This is a genomic window from Komagataeibacter oboediens (assembly GCF_003207815.1).
Lineage (GTDB): Bacteria > Pseudomonadota > Alphaproteobacteria > Acetobacterales > Acetobacteraceae > Komagataeibacter > Komagataeibacter oboediens.
Map to the genome: position 1 here is coordinate 1 of NZ_NKTX01000015.1, position 18,652 is coordinate 18,652.

Here is an 18,652-nt window from a genome sequence, read left to right on the forward strand (position 1 = left end):
ACCGCCCTCGTCATCAGCCAGATCCTCCCGCATCAAGAGAATCAGAGCCAGCGCCGTTTGTCACTTCACACACGAGTCAGTGGCTACGTCCTTTGGTATCATTTATAAAGAACATTAAACGTCTCCAGGAACTTTCTGAAAAAAGCTTCAGAAAAAACGTCCTGATGATGAGTGAATGTTTTGCAGACAGGCTGCTTCAGGCTGCCCTGTATGATGGTCCATGGTGTGGCTTGTCGTCGTCCCTGCGCGTGGTAGCATGCCGTTCTTGCCGCAGACGTCGGGGAAAACCGGAGAATGGAAAACAGGCAGGCACTTCCCCTGAAGGAAAAGGTGGCCTACGGCTGTGGTGATGCCGCCTCCAACATGATGTGGGGCATGACCTCATCCTACCTCATGTATTATTACACGGACATATATGGCCTGCCGCTGGTGGCGGTATCGTGGATATTGCTTGTGGCCCGAGTTGTGGATGCCTTCTGCGATCCGGCCATCGGCTATATCGTTGACCGTACGGGGGGGCTGATCGTGCCGCGTCTGATCCGGGCGCTTGCCATTCCCTTTGGCGTGACGGGTTTCGCGTGCTTTCTGGCCCTGCCACTTTCGCCCGCAGGGAAAATCCTGTGGGCAGGGCTGACCTATATCGTATTTGGTGCGGTCTATTCCTGCATCAACACGCCCTATGGCGCGCTGTCGGTCATGATCAGCCGGAGTGCGACGGCGCGCGTGGGCCTGAATGCATTCCGCATGATGGGCTGTCAGGCCGGGTCGCTGTTTGTGGCGCTTATGACCATTCCCGCCATCACTTGGCTGGGCGGGGGCGACAGTGCGGCGCAGCACCGGTATGGCATGGCGGTCTATGTGCTGGCCCTGTCGGTTGTGGGCAGTGTCCTGTGGCTGTGCGTGGCGCGTGGCTGCATCGTGCGGCATCCGCCAGCACCCGTCCGGCAGGGGCTGGTGATCACGCTGCGCCATCTTTTCGGCAACCGGCGGTGGGTGCTGAGCAATATGCTCGCATTCTTTTATTTCGTGGGGCAGGCGGCCCTGTTCGGGTTTGCCCTGTATTACGCCCGCATTGTCCTTGGCGGCACGGAGCAGCTGGGCGCCAATATCATTACATTCATTACCGTCCTGCTGTTTGCTGGCGTGCCCGCATGCGGGCCACTTGCGCGGCGTCTGGGCACTGTCCGCAGCGGGATCGTATGCCTGATCGTGCAGGGGGCAGCCTATCTGGCCATGGCTGTCGCGGGGGCGTCCATGACGGGCTTTTTCCTGTCCGCAGGTCTTCTTGCGTTGGCGCAGGGTGTCATGTCGCCGCTGTATTACACCCTGCTGGCCCAGGCCGTGGATGACGGGGACCCGCGTTCCTCGACCGGATCGGCAGGGTTGGCATATTCGATCAATACATGAGTCACGAAACTGGCGATGGGCCTGACCGGTTTCATCCTGGCGCAGTTCCTGTCATGGGGGCATTACGCTGCGGATCGGGCGGCACAGCCACCAGAAGTATCATGGTGGATTACGACGGGATTTGTCTGGCTGCCGCTGTGGGCGGTGTGCATGCAGGCCCTGTGCCTTCTGGCGTGGCGTGACAGGGCGTGAGACGTGTGCCGGTGCTGCCGCCTGCTACGTGATTTTTCCCGCAGGCCCGTGATGGAAATAAAGGTTCATGGATGTCGCCTTTCTTCATGAAGGCGACGTTTCACCAGACACGTTCATGCGCCTGCCCGATGGTTCCGGTCGCGGTTGTCCCGCGACCGGGAACGATGATGGCCGCGTTAATGGATCACGCCACAGGCCACGCGGTCTCCCGCGCCGCCAATGGGCTGGGTGCGGTAATCATCGGGATTGGCATGGATGACCAGCGCCGACCCGTCGGCATCCAGCAGGGCAGGGCGGCCATCCTTGCCATTCAGGGACACCAGGGTGGAATACAGTTCCACCGTTGCCGTCCCGTCCTGATTGACAAACACATTGGGCAGGTCGCCCGCATCATTGGCGTTCGGGTTCAGCAGGCCATGCACGACGGGGCTGGCCGCATGGACATGTGCGCCCGCGCTGCTGAACTTCGGCGGGCCGCAGTCGCCTTTTTCATGGAAGTGGATGCCATGCCAGCCGGGGATCAGTCCCTTCGCCTCGATATGCAGCAGCACGCCCTTTGGCGCGTCCGTGACATGGAGGCTGCCGTGGTCGGTGCCGTCATTGCCGATCAGGCTGCCGGATGCCGTATCGGCGGCATGGGCCAGGGCAGGCACGCAGGCCAGTCCGGCAAGAACGGTGAGCAGTTTCAGGCGGGATGTAAGCATGGGATATTCCTTATTCCGGATCGCACGGCAGCCGTAACGGCAGCGGGATGACAGGCCGGTATCCTGCCGGGAAACGCCCGCGCGCTGACACGGCGGGGCCTGTCCGGAACAGCGTGCCGGAATTAAGATACGCTCGCAATAACCACGAAGCCGCGCCGTGCGCCCATCCGTCCCGCTACCGGGCCAATATCATGTGGAAACAGGGCGCGGTGCCGGTGGCACGCATCCTTCACTTTCTGCGGAGGCCGCGCACACGACCTCCGGTCCGTGCTCGATACGACGCGCGGGTCCCGCCACCCGGCAGCACTGGCAGCCCACCGGGGCAGGGCGCGCGCGGCGCTCCGCCGGGAACGGGGCAGTTCCCCTACGTGCATTCCCGTTGTATGACCCGACACTTCCCCCTCATGGCATGGCGGCACATGAAGATCGGTTTCCTGTTCAATCACGACTGCACCCATCAGGTCCCGCATACGGCGCCGATCATCTGTGAACTTGCGGCCATGGGGCAGGATGTGACGGTCATTACCTCCACCGCGGCGCAGGAAGCCCATGTCCGCAAAACCATCGCCGCCTGCGCGCAGCGCGTGACATATGCCCGGATTGATATCGGGCCGCTGTCCCGGGCCATAAACACGGTGGCGCGGGCGGTCGTACCGTTCCGCCGCATTGCCAATCTGCGCGAAAACATCGACCTGTTCGCGGGGTTTGACGCGCTGGTGGTGCCCGAGACGACATCGGCGCTGCTGAAAAGCCATTTCAATCTGGATGTACGGCTGATCTACCTGCCGCACGGGGCGGGCGACCGCTCCATCGGGTTTCGCGACGTGACCCGGTTTTTCGACCTTGTGCTGCTGCCCGGCGCCAAGACGCGTGACCGCATGCTGCACAAGAACCTGATCCGCCCCGGGCATCATGCCGTTGTCGGCTATCCCAAATTCGACACCGTGGACATGACGGCGCGCCCGCGCTTTTTTGACAATGACCGGCCTACCGTCCTGTACAACCCGCATTTTGACCCGGTCCTGTCATCATGGTGGGACATGGGGATCGAGGTGCTGGAATGGTTCGCGCGGCAGGATGACTACAACCTGATCTTTGCGCCCCATGTCATGCTGTTCCGCCGCAGGCTGCACACATCGGTCGAACACCGCCGCATCCGCCTGCGCCGCAGGATACCCGAACGGCTGCGCAACCTGTCGCACATACGCATTGATACCGGCAGCCAGAATTCGGTGGACATGTCCTATGTCCTTGCCGCTGACATCTACCTGGGGGATGCCAGCAGCCAGGTCTATGAATGGATCGCCCGGCCGCGCCCGTGCATCTTTATCAATTCCCACCATGCACGCTGGCGCGACAACCCCAACTATGCGCACTGGAACATGGGACAGGTGATCGAGGGCGTGGACGAACTGCCCCACGCCCTTGCCGTGGCATGTGACCGGCAGCGCCTGTTTGCCGCCCGCCAGCAGGCCGCATTCGACGCGACATTCCATACCGTCCCCGGTGAAACCGCCGCCCATCGCGCCGCGAAGGAAATTGTTACATTTTTATGTAAGGATAAGCCATCTGTCCAATGACCCGCCGGAATACGTGGTGCTATCCTGCCCGACCGGTTCATGACACGGAGTGTGCAGGGCATGCGCATCGCCTACATTATCAATACGTTTGAAGGTGGTGGCGCTGCCCTTCCCATTCCCGCCATTGCGGACGTTTTCCGCCGGCATGGGAATGAGGTGCATGTCGCCGCCATATGCCGGCGCAACGGGCGCGCCCTGCCCGTGCTGCACGCCGCCGGGGTGCCCGCCACCGTGCTCTGGGCGCGGATGACGCCCCCATTCCCCAGCAGCTTCACAGGCTGGATGCCTGGGTACGCAGCATCCGGCCCACCCATCTGTGGACATCGCTGACACGCGCGACCCTGCTGGGGGAACTGGTGGGGGCAAGGCAGCGCATTCCCGTGGTCAGCTGGCAGCATAATGCGTTCCTGCGCCCCGCCAACCTGATGCTGCTGCGCGCCATGAAAAACCTTAGTCAGGTATGGGTGGGGGATTCCGCCTATGTCACCGCGCTGACCCGCCAGAAGCTGGACCTGCCCGCCAGCCGCGTCATGTGCTGGCCCATCTTTCGCGCCTGGCCCGACACGGCTCCCGCGCCCGAATGGCGTGCGGGACAGGTGGTGCAGATCGGCTCGCTCGGGCGGCTGCATGGATCAAAGGGGTACGATGTGCTGTGCCGCGCGCTTGTGCACCTGCGTGACGTGCCGGGCCTGTCACCCTACCGCGTGGTCATTGGCGGCGAAGGGGCGGAGCATGACCGCCTGCAGGCATTCTGCCACCGCCATGGTCTGAGCAATGTGCGGTTTGCCGGTTATGTCGAGGATGTTCAGTCCTTCCTGCGGCAATGCCACATGTATGTGCAGCCCTCGCGCTACGAAGGTTTCTGCATTGCGGCGCATGAAGCCATGAACATGGGCCTGCCGGTCGTGGGCAGCGCGGTGGGGGAAATGAACCAGTCCATCGTGGACGGGGTCACCGGCTGGAAAGTCGCCCCGGGTCGGCCACGGCAACTGGCTGACAGGCTGGAGGCCGCCCTGCGCAACCCTGCGCAACTGGCCGATATGGGACATGTCGCGCGGGAGTGGGTGATGCGGACATTCAGCGCACGCGCCTTTGACGCCGCCGGGGCCGCGATCCTGCGCCGCATGGACACATAGGGATACGGGCCGGGGCGGAGGGGTACGAAAAAATAGCGGGAAACCACGGTTTTATGGCCGGTGTTCCCACCGTGCCCCATCCCGTGCCAAACCCTTACCATTATATATTACCCATACATATAGTTTATTATACCATGGGGTACGGTGGGAACAGGGGCACGTCATGTCCCGCCCAATAACCGGGCAGGCGGGGAAAACCGCCACTGGCGGCGCCACACGGCCGGGCGGGCGGCGCGTGCCCCATCCCCGATCGGGGATGGGAACACAGGTCAGATGATCACGTCCGGCGGGGACTGCTTGGTCAGCCGGTCATACTGCTGCAGGGATGACAGCAGGTCCTCCATGCAGGCCAGTGGCAGCATGGTTGCGCCATCACTCGGCGCGGTATCGGGATCGGGATGGGTTTCGATGAACACGCCTGCAACGCCAATGGCCAGTGCCGCGCGCGCAAGGATGGGCGCGAACACCCGCTGCCCGCCCGAAGCCGAACCAAGGCCGCCGGGCTGCTGCACCGAATGGGTGGCGTCATAGATCACGGGATAGCCGGTTCCCGCCATGATCGGCAGGGCGCGCATATCATTGACCAGCGTGTTGTAGCCAAATGACGTGCCGCGTTCACACAGCATGATGCGTTCATTACCGGTGGAGGCAACCTTGGCCGCGACATTGGCCATGTCCCACGGGGCAAGGAACTGCCCCTTCTTGATATTGACCGCCGCCCCCGTCTGTCCCGCAGCCAGCAGAAGGTCGGTCTGGCGGCACAGGAAGGCCGGGATCTGCAGCACGTCGGCCACTTCCGCCACCGGGGCGCACTGGTCGGGCTGGTGCACGTCGGTCAGTACCGGCATGCCGAAACGCGCGCGGACCTGCGACAGGATATCCAGCCCCTGCGCCATGCCCACGCCACGCGCGCCGTTGATGGAGGTGCGGTTGGCCTTGTCGAACGAGCTTTTGTAGATCAGCCCGATACCCAGCTTCGTTGCAATCCCATGCAGCGCGTCGGCCACTTCACTGGCCTGCTGCAGGGATTCGATCTGGCACGGCCCTGCGATCAGCACGAAAGGGGCTTCGTTGCTGACATTCAGCCCGCCAATGGTAACGGCGCGATGGTCGGTCATCGTTTGCCGCCCGTCCGTTCCGCCGCCTTTGCGACCGCAGCCTTGATGAAGCCGGAGAACAGCGGATGCGGGTCAAACGGCTTGGACAGCAGTTCAGGGTGGTACTGCACCGCGATGAACCACGGATGGTCGGGATATTCCACCACTTCGGGCAGGATGCCGTCGGGCGACATGCCCGAAAAGCGCAGGCCGGTCTTTTCCAGCTGCTCGCGGTAGTGGTTGTTGACCTCGTACCGGTGGCGGTGGCGTTCGCGGATGTCGGTGGTGCCATAGGTTTCGGCAGCGCGCGAGCCTTCGGCCAGCTTGGCGGGATAGGCGCCAAGGCGCATGGTGCCGCCCATTTCGCCGCCTTCACGCCGGCGCAGCAGTTCGTTGCCCCGCGCCCATTCGGTCATCAGCCCCACCAGCGGCTGGTCGGTCGGCCCGAATTCGGTGGACGACGCATCCGTAATGCCCGCAAGGTTACGCGCGCATTCGATCACCGCCATCTGCATGCCAAAGCAGATGCCCATGAACGGGATGTTGTTTTCACGCGCATATTTCACGGCGCGGATCTTGCCTTCCGACCCGCGTTCGCCAAACCCGCCGGGCACCAGAATGGCGTCGCTGCGGGCCAGCGTGTTCACCGCGTCGTCCGATTTCTCGAAATCCTCGGCCTCGACCCAGTTCAGGCGCACGCGCGCACGGTTGGCGATGCCGCCATGCTGCAGCGCCTCGATCAGGGATTTGTAGCTGTCCAGCAGGGCGGTGTACTTGCCGACCACCGTCACCAGCACCTCGCGGTCGGGGTGGCGGACGGCATCGACAATCTTTTCCCACCGCGACAGGTCGGGGTCGGGGGTGGTGGGCAGGCCGAAATGGTGCAGCACCTCGGTATCCATGCCTTCGGCGTGGTACGAGATGGGGCAGGCATAAATGGTGTCCACATCGCGCGCCGCAATCACGGCCTGCGGGCGGACATTGCAGAAGCTGGCGATCTTGCGGCGTTCGTTTTCGGGAATTTCCCGGTCCGAACGGCAGACCAGCATCTGCGGCTGGATGCCAACATTCTGCAGTTCCTTGACGGAATGCTGCGTGGGCTTTGTCTTCAGCTCACCCGCCGCCGCGATCCACGGCAGCAGTGTGAGGTGGATGAACATCGTCTGGTCGGGGCCAAGGTCGTTGCGCAGCTGGCGTATGGATTCAAGGAAGGGCAGGCTTTCGATATCGCCCACCGTGCCACCGATCTCGACCAGCACGAAATCGAGGTCCTCGGTGTCCGCCACGATCGTTTCCTTGATCGAGTCGGTAATGTGGGGAATGACCTGCACGGTCGCACCCAGGTAATCGCCACGCCGTTCGCGCGCGATCACGCCGGAATAGATCTGCCCCGTCGTGGCATTGTCCGCCCGGGTGGCATGCACACCGGTAAAGCGTTCATAATGGCCAAGGTCCAGATCCGTTTCCGCACCGTCGTCGGTCACGAAGACCTCGCCGTGCTGGTAGGGACTCATCGTCCCCGGATCGACATTCAGATAGGGGTCAAGCTTGCGCAACCGGACCCGATAGCCACGGGCCTGGAGCAGGGCAGCAAGGGCAGCCGAAGCAATGCCTTTGCCGAGGGAGGACACCACGCCGCCGGTGATGAATACAAACCGCGTCATGGATGGCCTTTCTACACAGCTTGCGCCCGCGCTGCAAAGGCTACGATGCGACACGGGCCGAAAAAATGAAAACTGCCCCGGCACGGAATGCCGGGGCAGTTCTGAAAGTCGCCATAAACCGCGAAAAAATCAGTGCGTGTCCGCGGGCGCGCCGGCTGCGGGCGGCTGGGCCAGGATGTCATGCCCGGCACCGGTCGATGCCCCGCGATTCATGACCGCAAGCGTCAGAGACAGCACCATGAACACCGTGCCCAGCACGGCGGTCGAACGCGTAAGCAGCGTTGCCGTCCCGCGCCCGGACATGAAGGAGCCCATGCCCTGCGACCCGCCGATTCCAAGGCCGCCGCCCTCGCTGCGCTGGATCAGGATGGTCCCGATCAGCGCGATGGTGACGAACAGGTGCAGTAGAAGAAGAACAGTGATCATGCGTCTTTCCAGTCAGGGCCCCGCCCGCCGCGCGGCAATCACGAAGCGCGGGCGGCGCGGACAAGCGGCACGAAGGCGTCGGCCTTCAGGCTGGCATTGCCCACCAGCGCCCCGTCCACGTGTTCGACAGGCAGGATATCGGTGACATTGCGTGCGTTAACGGACCCACCATAAAGGATTTGGATCGTTTTGCCAGCATCACCGAACTGCCGCGCCAGTTCGGCGCGGATAAAGGCGGCCATGTCGGCAATATCCTGCTGGGACGCGGCCTGTCCCGTGCCAATGGCCCAGATGGGTTCGTAGGCGACAATCCCCTTGAACCCCTGCGGTAGCGAGCCCTCAAGCTGCCAGCCCACTGTGGCCTGCGAATCCCCGGCGGAGCGCTGGTCGTCGTTTTCGCCCACGCATACGATGGGGGTCAGGCCCGCCTCCATGGCGGCGACCGTCTTTTCACGTACGGTTTCATCCAGTTCATGGTGTTCGGCGCGGCGTTCGGAATGGCCAAGGATGACGTATTCCACGCCAAGGTCCACCAGCATGGGGGCGGAAATGTCGCCGGTATGGGCACCCGACCTGTCCTTGTGGCAGTCCTGCGCGCCCAGACCGATCCCGGCCTGCTTCAGCTTCGGCGCAAGGCGGGCCAGCTGCGTGAAGGGCGGGCAGACCACCACGTCGGCCCGTGGGGTCAGTGTGGCCAGTTCCGCGACCAGTCCGTCCACCAGCGCGTCGGCATCCGCGCTCAGGCCGTTCATTTTCCAGTTGCCGACAATTATCTGCTTCATGTTTCCACTCCTGCGCCCATGCCGCAGCATACCGCCTGCGCGGCGCGTGGCATGGTTGTCATGGGGGTGCAGCCTACACCATGGCGCGACCTCGGTTGCAACCCGCCTGCGCCGCATCACGGGCGTGCGTGCATCCTTGTGCTGGTCAAACCGCTGGCGTGACCGTATGGTGCCCGACCGGAAAACAGGGCGCCCGCATGGGGGCGCATGGTGTGCACGCCCTGTTCCATCCGGCTTTGTCTTGGTCCTGGCGCAGGGTTTTTCATGCTATCTTTTCTGTATCGCGTGTTTGTCGATTCATGGGTGGGACGCATCGTCGCCGGGCTGTTTTTCCTTGCCTTCATCGGGTTCGGGGTGGGCGACGTGCTGATGAACATCGGCACCGAACGCGCCGATGTCGTGGCGCGCGTGGGCGATCGCCCCATTCTGGTGCAGTCGTACCAGAACGCGCTGCAGTCCGAGATGCCGCAGGTGGCGCAGTCCATGCACCTGTCCGATCCGTCCCAGATTCCGGCGGCCACGCGTGAACAGATCGCCCGGCAGGTCCTGACCCGCCTGGTGCTGCAGGCCGAAATAGCCGAGGCCGCCGACCGCCACGGCCTGATCGTGCCCGATTCCGTGGTGCGGGATGAAATTTTCTCCATCCCCGCCTTCAGGGGGCGCGACGGGCAGTTCGATCGCGCGCTGTTCAACGACCGCCTGCGCCGTACCGGCATGTCCGAAGGGCGGCTGGTGGACCTGGTGCGTCAGGAGCAGGCGTCGCGCGTGCTGCTGCAGCCGATTCGCGATGGCGCCACCGTGCCCGACGTCATGACCCGCCGCCTGTTTGATTTTGAGGCCCAGACCCGCACCATTGACCTTGTGCGCGTGCCGTTCGACAGCCAGCAGGTTACGGCCAGCCCCACGCCGGCCCAGCTTGCGCGCTACCATGCCAACCACCCGTGGGAATTCACCGCGCCGGAATTCCGCCATGCCCGCATTGTCGTGCTGTCTGCGGACACGATCGGCCGCCAGCTCGACATATCGGATGACGAACTGCACAAGGCGTACGAGGCGCAGGCCCAGACCTTCAATTCGCCCGAACGCCGCACCGTGCAGATCGTGACCGTACCGACCGAAGCGCGCGCCACCGCCCTGCGCGCACAGTGGGCGGATGCAGGTGCATGGACGCAGGTGCAGAAGGATGCAGGCAAGGATGCAGCGGCGGTGGAACTGCCGGGCATCAAGGTTACGGACGTGCCTTCCGCCGATCTTGGCAAGCAGATCTTCGCCGCCCCCGCCGATGCAACGCAGGGACCGATCAAGAGCGAGGGCGGCTGGGTCGTCTTCCGCGTGACCGCCGTCACCCCCGCGCATGCAACGCCTTTTGCCGATGTGCGTCAGGCGCTGCATGACCAGGTCGCCCATTCCCGCGCGCAGGCGCTGCTGGCCGACCGGGTACAGAAGCTGCAGGACACCATTGCCGGTGGCGGGCTGGAGTCCATTCCTGCCGATATCGGGGCCGCTGCCGTCTCGGGCGATGTGGATGCATCTGGCCTGACGCATGATGGCAACCCCGCCCCGATCCCGGGCAGCGACGCGGCGCGGCAGGCGATCGTGGCGCGTATCTTCGCGCAGGCGAAGGGGGCGAACCCCGAACTGCTGCAGGGGCCCGACGGGGTGTGGTACGCGGTATCGGTTGACGGCGTGACCCCCGGCCATGCCCTGAGCCTGCAGGAAGCCGGCCCGCGCGTAACCGCCGCGTGGCTGGCCGATATCCGCCGCCACATGGCCGACCAGCAGGCCACCGCATATTATACGCAGGCAGAGGGGCAGGGCGGCCTGGGCCATGTCAGCCCCGCCATCGCCGGACTGGAACACAGCCAGCCGATTTCCCCCATGCAGCCCGCGCCGGAAATCCCGCGTGAGGTTGCGGCCCTGATCTTCCGCCTGTCCCAGCCGGGGCAGAGCGTGATGACGCAGGCGGATGACGCCTACGTGGTCGCGACGCTGACGGCCATCAACCACCCCGACCCGGCCGCGCAGAAAAACCTGTATGACCGCGTGCGCGCGGGCCTGACGCAGTCGATGGGCGATGATATCGAAATGACCTATGGCAGCGCGCTGGAAGGCGTGGTCAAGCCCAAGCCGAATGATTCCGCCATCAAGGCGGTGATGTCGGACGTAACAGGTAGCCAGAATACGGGAACAGCACAGTGACAGCAGACGCCCCGCGCATCCGCCCCTCCTTCCGGCAGGCTGACGCCGCCCAGCGTGAAGCGGCGCTGGCCGACCTGCGTGCAGGCAGGAGCACCGTGGCATGGCGGGTGGAGCCTGCGGACCTGCTGACCCCGGTGGCCGCCTTCCTGCGGCTGTCGCGCCTTGCGCGCAGCCATGGGGGCGGCAATGGCGGGCATAACGCCTTCCTGCTGGAAAGTGTCGAGGGCGGGACCTCACGCGGGCGGTATTCCGTCATCGGCCTGCTGCCCGACCTGATCTGGCGCTGCCATGACGGCCGGGCCAGCGTGTGTCATGATCCCGCCGCCGCCACCCACGAATTCGTGCCCGAAACCGATGCCCCGCTGGTGTCCCTGCGCCGCATCCTGCACGAAAGCCGCATGGACCTGCCCGAAGGGCTGCCGCCCATGACCGGCGGCGTGTTCGGCTACCTTGGCTATGACATGATCCGCCAGGTCGAGCACCTGCCCGACATGCCGGCCGATGATCTTGGCCTGCCCGAAGGCATCATGATCCGTCCGGGCCTGTTCGCGATATTCGACACGGTGCGCGACGAACTGCTGCTGGCCGCCCCCCTGCGTCCCACGGCGGGACAGGCGCCCGAAGCCATATGGGATGCGGCACAGGACCGGCTGCAGCAGGCCCGCGCCGCCCTGTCCACCCCTGTCGAACTGCCTGACGGGCCGGTGGGCGACATGCCGGCCCCCGTGCCGCAGTCCACCATGACGCGCGAGGAATTCTGCGCCGTCGTGCGCAGGCTGCAGGACTACATCGCGGCGGGCGACGCCTTCCAGATCGTGCCCAGCCAGCGGTTCAGCGCGCCGTTCAGCCTGCCGCCATTCGCGCTGTACCGCGCGCTGCGGCGGATCAATCCGGCACCCTTCCTGTTCTATCTCGATCTGGACGGGTTCAGTCTTGTTGGCTCCTCACCAGAAATCCTGGTGCGTCTGCGTGAAGGCACCATGACCGTGCGCCCGCTGGCGGGAACCCGCCCGCGTGGCCGCACGACAGCCGAGGACATGGCGCTGGAGGCAGAACTGCTGGCCGATCCCAAGGAACGCGCCGAGCACCTGATGCTGATCGACCTTGGCCGCAACGACGTGGGCCGGGTGTGCGAACTGGGTTCGGTGAAGGTGACGGAGCAGTTCGTGATCGAACGCTTCAGCCATGTCATGCATATCTCTTCCAACGTGGAGGGGACACTGCGCCCTGATCTGGAGGCGCTGGACGCGCTGATGTCGGGCTTCCCCGCAGGCACGCTGACGGGGGCCCCGAAAATCCGCGCCATGCAGATCATTGACGAGGTGGAGCCGACCCGCCGCGCCACCTATGCCGGGTGCATTGGCTATTTCGGCCCCGATGGCGACATGGATACCTGCATCGGCCTGCGCATGGCAGTGGTCAAGGACGGGCGGATGTACGTGCAGGCGGGCTGTGGCGTGGTGGCCGACAGCGTGCCCGACGCGGAATACGAGGAAACCCGCCAGAAGGCCCGCGCCCTGTTCCGCGCGGCGGAGGAGGCGGTCCGCTTCGCCAGTGGCGACGGCGCATAAGGCATTTTGTTGACGTGTGCGCACATGATACAGAAGAGGAAGACACGCCGGGCCGGACCTGAGGGTTTGACCCGGCCCAGCGGAAAAGCCATGATACGCCCATGATCCTCCTGATCGATAATTATGACAGCTTCACGTTCAACCTCGTCCACTATCTTGGGGACCTGGGGGAGACGTGCGCGGTCTATCGCAATGACGCGATCAGCGTGGAGGACGCGCTGGCGCTGAAGCCGGAGGCGATCGTCATTTCACCCGGCCCCTGTTCCCCCAACGAGGCCGGGATCTGCTGCGACCTGATTGCGGCGGCGGCGGGGAAGGTGCCGGTCTTTGGCGTCTGCCTTGGCCATCAGGCGATCGGTCAGGTCTTTGGCGGGAAAGTCGTGCGCGCGCCCGTGCCGATGCATGGCAAGGTCTCGCCCGTGTATCATGACGGGACCGATATCTTCACCGGCCTGCCGGACCCGTTCAACGCCACCCGCTACCACAGCCTGACGGTTGACCCCGACAGCCTGCCCGCCACCCTTGTGGCGACGGCGCATACGGATGACGGCGTGATCATGGGCTTGCGCCATGCGACGCTGCCGGTCTTTGGCGTACAGTTCCACCCCGAAAGCATTGCATCGGAATATGGCCACAGGATCATGGCCAATTTCCTGTCCATCGCACGCGGCACCAGCACACCGCGCAAGGCCGCCTGACCGGCGATGGCCAGCAGCAGGGACAGCGCCTCGGTCGCCAGCACCACGTTCCGCGATAGTCTGGGACGTGTCGCGGGCGGCGAAGCCGTGGCGCCAGAACAGGCCAGGGACGCGCTGGAGGCCATAAAAAGTGGCGCGGTGGAAGATGTCCCCGCTATTGCCTTCCTGACCGGACTGTACATGCAGGGCCGGATACTGGCCGATCCGGTGGAACTGGAGGCCGAACTACGCAACCGCGCGCCTGCAGATGCAGGCATGACGCCGGAATTCCGCGACATACTGGACCAGACGCTGGATGGTCACGCCCTGAACGCGGACATGGCGCAGGTCGCCTTTGACCAGATCATGGATGGCCGGGTCAGCGCAGGGGGGCTTGCCGCCTTCCTGACCGCGCTGCACATGCGCGGCGAGACCGTGACCGAACTGGCGGCCGCCGTCCGCGCCATGCGCGCGCGCATGGTGGCGGTGCCCGACATGCCGGCGGGGGCGATTGACGTATGCGGCACCGGCGGCGACGGGCTGGGCACCCTGAATGTCTCCACCGCCGTGGCGTTCGTGCTGGCCGCCCTTGGCGTGCAGGTGGTCAAGCATGGCAACCGGGCACTGTCCTCGCGCTCGGGGGCGACGGATGTGCTGCTGGAACTGGGCGTGCCGCTGCCGGTGGACCACGGGCATATCGGTGCCATGGTGGCGGAGCATAAGCTGACCTTCCTTGCCGCCACAAATCACCATCCCGCCATGCGGCATGTGGGCGCGGTGCGTCGGGCGCTGGGCTTTCGCACCATTTTCAACCTGCTGGGCCCGCTGTGTAACCCCGCGGGTGTCACGCGCCAGATGGTGGGCGTGTTCTCCCCCGACTGGCTGGACCCCATGGTGCGCACGTTGCAGGCGACCGGGTCCACGCGCGTGTGGGCCATAAGCGGGGATTGCGACGAGGGGAGGTTCATTGACGAACTGACCCTGGCCGGCCCCAACCATGCCGTCATCCTTGAGGACGGGCAGATCCGTCCGCTGGTTGTGGATGCGGCGCGCGCCGGGCTTGCGCCCGCGCCGATTTCGGCCATTGCCGGTGGTACGCCCGCGCATAACGCATGCGCCCTGCGGGATCTGGCACATGGCGCGCGCGGCGCGTACCGTGACACCGTGCTGCTGAACGCGGCGGTGGCGTTGCATGTGGCGGGCGAGGGGAACAATATTATCCGGGGTGGCGACGCGATCGACTATGCCGCCCTGCAGGGGAACATCGACCGCGCGGCCGGTGCCCTTGATAATGGTGCGGTCGCGGCCGTGCTGGAGGCTGTCCGGAATTTCCGGGCGGACATGCCAAACAGAGTAACAGGGTAGAAAATGAACGACACGCCAATGACCCCCCCCCAGACAGGTAGTGTCCAGCCCGCGGATGTGGACAGCATTCCCGATGTTCTGGAACGTATCTGTGCACGGACCCGGGTGGACGTGGCGCAGCGCGCGAAGGTCATGCCGCTGAAGGAAATCACGGCCCGCGCACGGGAAGTGACCACGCCGCCGCGTGGCTTCGGGCAGGCGCTGAAGCAGAAAACCGCTGACCACCAGATCGGGCTGATCGCGGAAATCAAGAAGGCGTCGCCGTCCGCCGGTATCCTGCGCCCCGATTACGAACCCACCGTAATCGCGCAGGAATACGAAAAGGCGGGCGCGGCCTGCATTTCGGTCCTGACGGAAGGGTCGTGCTTCCACGGCAGCGCGGAAGACCTGACGCGCGTGCGGGAGGCGTGCAAGCTGCCGCTGCTGCGCAAGGACTTCATCATCGACCCGTGGCAGGTGCATGAAAGCCGCCTGATCGGGGCGGACTGCATCCTGCTGATCATGGCCATCCTGACCGATGCGGAAGCGGCCGAACTGCTGGACATCGCGCGCGGGCTGGACATGGACGTGCTGGTGGAAGTGCATGACGAGGGCGAACTGAACCGCGCACTGGCACTTGATACCTCGCTGATCGGCATCAACAACCGTAACCTGAAGACGCTGCAGACCGATATCGAGACCACCTGCCGCCTGGCCCCCCTGGTGCCGCCCGACCGGATCATTGTGTCCGAAAGCGGCATCCGCACCCATGCGGATGTCATGAAGCTGAACGCCGTGGGCGCATCTGGCTTCCTGGTGGGGGAAAGCCTGCTGCGGTACGAAGATGTCGGCCCCGCCGTCCATGCCCTGCTGGGCACCACGCCGGACGCGCCTGCCGCCGCACCGGGTGACGCCACGCCATGACAGGGCCGCGGCTGTCACATCTTGATGCGGCGGGGAATGCGGTCATGGTCGATGTCTCGGCCAAGCCGGATACGCGACGCGAAGCCGTGGCGCACGGGCATATCAGCATGCGGCCTGCGACACTGGCCATGATCCTGTCGGGTGAGATGCCCAAGGGCGACGTGCTGGCCACGGCGCGCATCGCGGGCATCATGGCGGCCAAGAAGACGTCGGACCTGATCCCGCTGTGCCACCCGCTGGCCATTTCATCGGTGAAGGTCGATCTTGTGCCGGATGCGGCAGGGGACGGGATCGGGATTACGGCGCGCGTGCGTACCACCGGGCCGACAGGGGTGGAGATGGAGGCCCTGACCGCCGTCTCCGTCGCGGCGCTGACGCTGTATGACATGTGCAAGGCCGTGGAACGCGGCATGGAAATCGGTCAGATACACGTGATCCATAAATCTGGCGGCGCGTCTGGCGATTATGATCGTGCCATGACGCCGTAACGCCATGACGGTTGTGTTGGCACCCCCTCCAATTGCGGTGCGCCAGAACAGTAGCGCAGCAAGCATGAACCTGAGGACGTTTGATGAGTAACGAGACAGATCGCGGCCTGTCCGGTGGGCATAACAGCCGGGCCATGACCGAGGCCGACCTGAAGGAAGCCTATTACCAGATGGTGCTGATCCGCCGGTTCGAGGAACGCGCGGGCCAGTTGTATGGCATGGGGCTGATCGGCGGTTTCTGCCACCTGTATATCGGGCAGGAAGCGGTCGTGGTCGGGATACAGATGGAACTGAAGCAGGGGGACAAGATCATCACCTCCTACCGTGATCATGGGCAGATGCTGGCCGCCGGCATGGACCCGCGCGGGGTGATGGCCGAACTGACCGGGCGCGAGGGGGGGTACTCCCACGGCAAGGGCGGGTCGATGCACATGTTCTCCAGTGAAAAGCACTTCTATGGCGGGCACGGCATTGTCGGTGCGCAGGTCTCGCTGGGGATCGGGCTGGCGTTCGCCAACAAATACCGGGGCACGGACGAAGTCTCGGTCACGTATTATGGCGAAGGGGCGTCAAACCAGGGACAGGTTTACGAAAGCTTCAACCTTGCCGCCCTGCACAAGCTGCCCTGCCTGTTCGTGCTGGAAAACAATCGCTACGGCATGGGCACCAGTGTCGAGCGCGCCTCCGCATCGAAGGAACTGTGGCGCAATGGGGAGCCGTGGGGCATTCCGGGCATGCATGTCGATGGCATGGATGTCGAAGCCGTGCGCGCCGCAGCAGCCGAGGCCGTGGCCCACTGCCGCGCGGGCAGGGGGCCGGTGCTGCTGGAGGTCGATACCTACCGTTACCGTGGCCATTCCATGTCCGACCCGGCGAAATACCGCCAGCGTTCGGAAGTGGATGAGGTGCGCAGGAACCACGACCCCATCGACCGCGTGCGCCGCGAACTGCTGGAACGCGGCGTGGCCGAAAGCGAACTGAAATCGATGGATGACAAGGTAAAGGCAGTCGTGCTGGACGCGGCGGAGTTTGCCCAGACCAGTCCCGAGCCCGATCCCTCGGAACTGTGGACGGACATACTGGTGGAAAGCTGAATTAGAGATGGCAACAGAAATACTCATGCCCGCCCTGTCCCCCACGATGAAGGAGGGCAAGGTCGCGCGCTGGCTGCGCAAGCCGGGCGAGGCGATTGCCGCAGGCGACGTGATCGCGGAAATCGAAACCGACAAGGCCACGATGGAAGTCGAGGCCGTGGATGAAGGCGTGATGGGCCGTATCCTGATCCCCGAGGGGACGGAAAACGTGGCCGTCAACACGCCCATTGCCATCCTGCTGGCGGATGGCGAGGACGCGGATGCGCAGCCCGCAGCCGCCGCCCCCACTGCCGACGCCGCCCCTGCGGCCGCTCCGCCGTCCTGTGGCCCGACGCCGTCTGCCCCGAGTACGCCGCCCGTGTCGGCCCAGCCGGAAAAGGACTGGGGCGAAACCGCCGAGATTACCGTGCGTGAAGCCCTGCGCGATGCGATGGCGGCCGAGCTTGCGCGCGATGAGGACGTGTTCCTGATCGGTGAGGAAGTGGCCCAGTACCAGGGTGCGTACAAGGTTTCGCAGGGGCTGCTGGACGAATTCGGCGAAAAGCGGGTGATCGACACCCCCATTACCGAACAGGGCTTCACCGGCATGGCCATCGGGGCCGCCCTGACGGGGCTGAAGCCGATTGTGGAGTTCATGACCATGAACTTCGCCATGCAGGCCATTGACCAGATCATCAATTCCGCCGCCAAGACACGCTACATGTCGGGCGGGCAGATGTCGTGCCCCATCGTGTTCCGTGGCCCCAACGGGGCGGCCGCCCGCGTGGGCGCGCAGCATTCGCAGTGCTATGCCAGCTGGTACGGTCACGTGCCGGGGCTGAAGGTCGTGGCCCCCTGGTCGGCTGCGGACGCCAAGGGCCTGCTGCGCGCTGCCATCCGCGATCCCAACCCGGTCATCTTCCTTGAAAACGAAATCCTGTACGGACAGCGTTTTCCCTGCCCGGTGGATGAGGACTTCATCCTGCCCATCGGCAAGGCGAAGGTCGAGCGCGAAGGGCGCGACGTGACCATCGTCACCTTCTCCATCATGGTGGGGGTTGCGCTGGAGGCAGCAGAAAAACTGGCGGAACAGGGGATCGAGGCCGAGGTCATCAACCTGCGTACCATCCGCCCGCTGGATACCCGGACCGTGGTGGACAGCGTGAAGAAGACCAGCCGGCTGGTCACGGTGGAAGAAGGCTGGCCGTTCGCGGGCATTGGCGCTGAAATCGCCATGCAGGTGATCGAACATGCCTTCGACTACCTTGACGCGCCGCCGGTGCGCGTGGCCGGGGCCGACGTGCCCATGCCATTTGCCGCCAACCTTGAAAAACTCGCGCTGCCCAACCCGGACTGGATCATCAATGCCGTCCGGCAGGTTGTGTGAA

The 18,652-nt window shown here is 64.6% G+C and carries 16 protein-coding genes and 1 pseudogene; 12 read left to right on the forward strand and 5 right to left on the reverse strand.

Annotation, left to right across the window (positions count from 1 at the left end; translation table 11 throughout):
• Positions 1-294 precede the first annotated feature (294 nt).
• Positions 295-1,599 (forward strand): annotated as a pseudogene (locus tag CFR80_RS08430) (MFS transporter).
• 176 nt (positions 1,600-1,775) lie between these two features.
• Here CFR80_RS08430 and sodC read toward each other — a convergent pair.
• The gene (gene sodC / locus CFR80_RS08435) at positions 1,776-2,303 is read right to left on the reverse strand and encodes a superoxide dismutase[Cu-Zn] (RefSeq protein WP_010514232.1); all 528 of its coding nucleotides are present in this window, start codon (positions 2,301-2,303) and stop codon (positions 1,776-1,778) included.
• 383 nt (positions 2,304-2,686) lie between these two features.
• Here sodC and CFR80_RS08440 point away from each other — a divergent pair, with 383 nt between their 5' ends.
• Positions 2,687-3,883, forward strand: coding sequence for a hypothetical protein (locus tag CFR80_RS08440; RefSeq protein ID WP_029329436.1), 1,197 nt, complete (start codon positions 2,687-2,689; stop codon positions 3,881-3,883).
• Positions 3,884-4,056: 173 nt separating this feature from the next.
• On the forward strand, positions 4,057-5,019 hold the full coding sequence (locus tag CFR80_RS08445) for a glycosyltransferase family 4 protein (protein ID WP_258367750.1): 963 nt from the start codon (positions 4,057-4,059) through the stop codon (positions 5,017-5,019).
• 269 nt (positions 5,020-5,288) lie between these two features.
• On the opposite strand, the gene kdsA is transcribed toward CFR80_RS08445, so the two are convergent.
• The 4 genes from kdsA to tpiA form a co-directional block, all read right to left on the reverse strand.
• Positions 5,289-6,137, reverse strand: coding sequence for a 3-deoxy-8-phosphooctulonate synthase (gene kdsA, locus CFR80_RS08450; protein WP_010514235.1), 849 nt, complete (start codon positions 6,135-6,137; stop codon positions 5,289-5,291).
• Complete coding sequence (locus CFR80_RS08455) at positions 6,134-7,780, reverse strand: CTP synthase (protein ID WP_010514236.1); 1,647 nt, start codon at positions 7,778-7,780, stop codon at positions 6,134-6,136. The genes kdsA and CFR80_RS08455 overlap by 4 nt, the downstream gene beginning before the upstream one ends.
• A gap of 129 nt (positions 7,781-7,909) precedes the next feature.
• A complete protein-coding gene (secG, locus tag CFR80_RS08460; protein ID WP_010514237.1) occupies positions 7,910-8,206 on the reverse strand; it encodes a preprotein translocase subunit SecG in 297 nt (98 codons plus the stop codon).
• Between the two features lie 38 nt (positions 8,207-8,244).
• Positions 8,245-8,988 (reverse strand): triose-phosphate isomerase, encoded by a 744-nt coding sequence (gene tpiA / locus CFR80_RS08465; RefSeq protein ID WP_010514238.1) that lies wholly within the window; start codon positions 8,986-8,988, stop codon positions 8,245-8,247.
• 18 nt (positions 8,989-9,006) lie between these two features.
• Between tpiA and CFR80_RS19255 the strand changes: the two genes are divergently transcribed.
• The 9 genes from CFR80_RS19255 to CFR80_RS08505 all read left to right on the forward strand — a co-directional run bounded on the left by CFR80_RS19255 (position 9,007) and on the right by CFR80_RS08505 (position 18,651).
• Positions 9,007-9,150 carry a hypothetical protein gene (locus CFR80_RS19255; RefSeq protein ID WP_167513875.1) on the forward strand — a complete coding sequence of 48 codons (144 nt, stop codon included), beginning with the start codon at positions 9,007-9,009 and terminating at the stop codon, positions 9,148-9,150.
• Between the two features lie 45 nt (positions 9,151-9,195).
• Complete coding sequence (locus CFR80_RS08470) at positions 9,196-11,187, forward strand: peptidylprolyl isomerase (RefSeq protein ID WP_110507235.1); 1,992 nt, start codon at positions 9,196-9,198, stop codon at positions 11,185-11,187.
• Positions 11,184-12,758: an anthranilate synthase component I gene (gene trpE / locus CFR80_RS08475; protein WP_110507236.1), complete on the forward strand. Its 1,575-nt coding sequence runs from the start codon at positions 11,184-11,186 to the stop codon at positions 12,756-12,758. Before CFR80_RS08470 ends, trpE begins: the two co-directional genes overlap by 4 nt.
• A 101-nt stretch (positions 12,759-12,859) precedes the next feature.
• Positions 12,860-13,456 carry an anthranilate synthase component II gene (locus CFR80_RS08480; RefSeq protein ID WP_010514241.1) on the forward strand — a complete coding sequence of 199 codons (597 nt, stop codon included), beginning with the start codon at positions 12,860-12,862 and terminating at the stop codon, positions 13,454-13,456.
• 6 nt (positions 13,457-13,462) lie between these two features.
• On the forward strand, positions 13,463-14,800 hold the full coding sequence (gene trpD, locus CFR80_RS08485; protein WP_110507237.1) for an anthranilate phosphoribosyltransferase: 1,338 nt from the start codon (positions 13,463-13,465) through the stop codon (positions 14,798-14,800).
• Positions 14,801-14,818: 18 nt separating this feature from the next.
• The gene (trpC, locus tag CFR80_RS08490; protein ID WP_010514244.1) at positions 14,819-15,703 is read left to right on the forward strand and encodes an indole-3-glycerol phosphate synthase TrpC; all 885 of its coding nucleotides are present in this window, start codon (positions 14,819-14,821) and stop codon (positions 15,701-15,703) included.
• Positions 15,700-16,191, forward strand: a complete 492-nt coding sequence (gene moaC, locus CFR80_RS08495) for a cyclic pyranopterin monophosphate synthase MoaC (RefSeq protein ID WP_010514245.1) — start codon at positions 15,700-15,702, stop codon at positions 16,189-16,191. The genes trpC and moaC overlap by 4 nt, the downstream gene beginning before the upstream one ends.
• Positions 16,192-16,325: 134 nt before the next feature.
• Positions 16,326-17,285, forward strand: a complete 960-nt coding sequence (pdhA, locus tag CFR80_RS08500) for a pyruvate dehydrogenase (acetyl-transferring) E1 component subunit alpha (protein ID WP_234448266.1) — start codon at positions 16,326-16,328, stop codon at positions 17,283-17,285.
• A 7-nt stretch (positions 17,286-17,292) separates the two neighbouring features.
• Positions 17,293-18,651, forward strand: a complete 1,359-nt coding sequence (locus CFR80_RS08505) for a pyruvate dehydrogenase complex E1 component subunit beta (protein ID WP_010514246.1) — start codon at positions 17,293-17,295, stop codon at positions 18,649-18,651.
• Position 18,652: the final 1 nt, after the last annotated feature.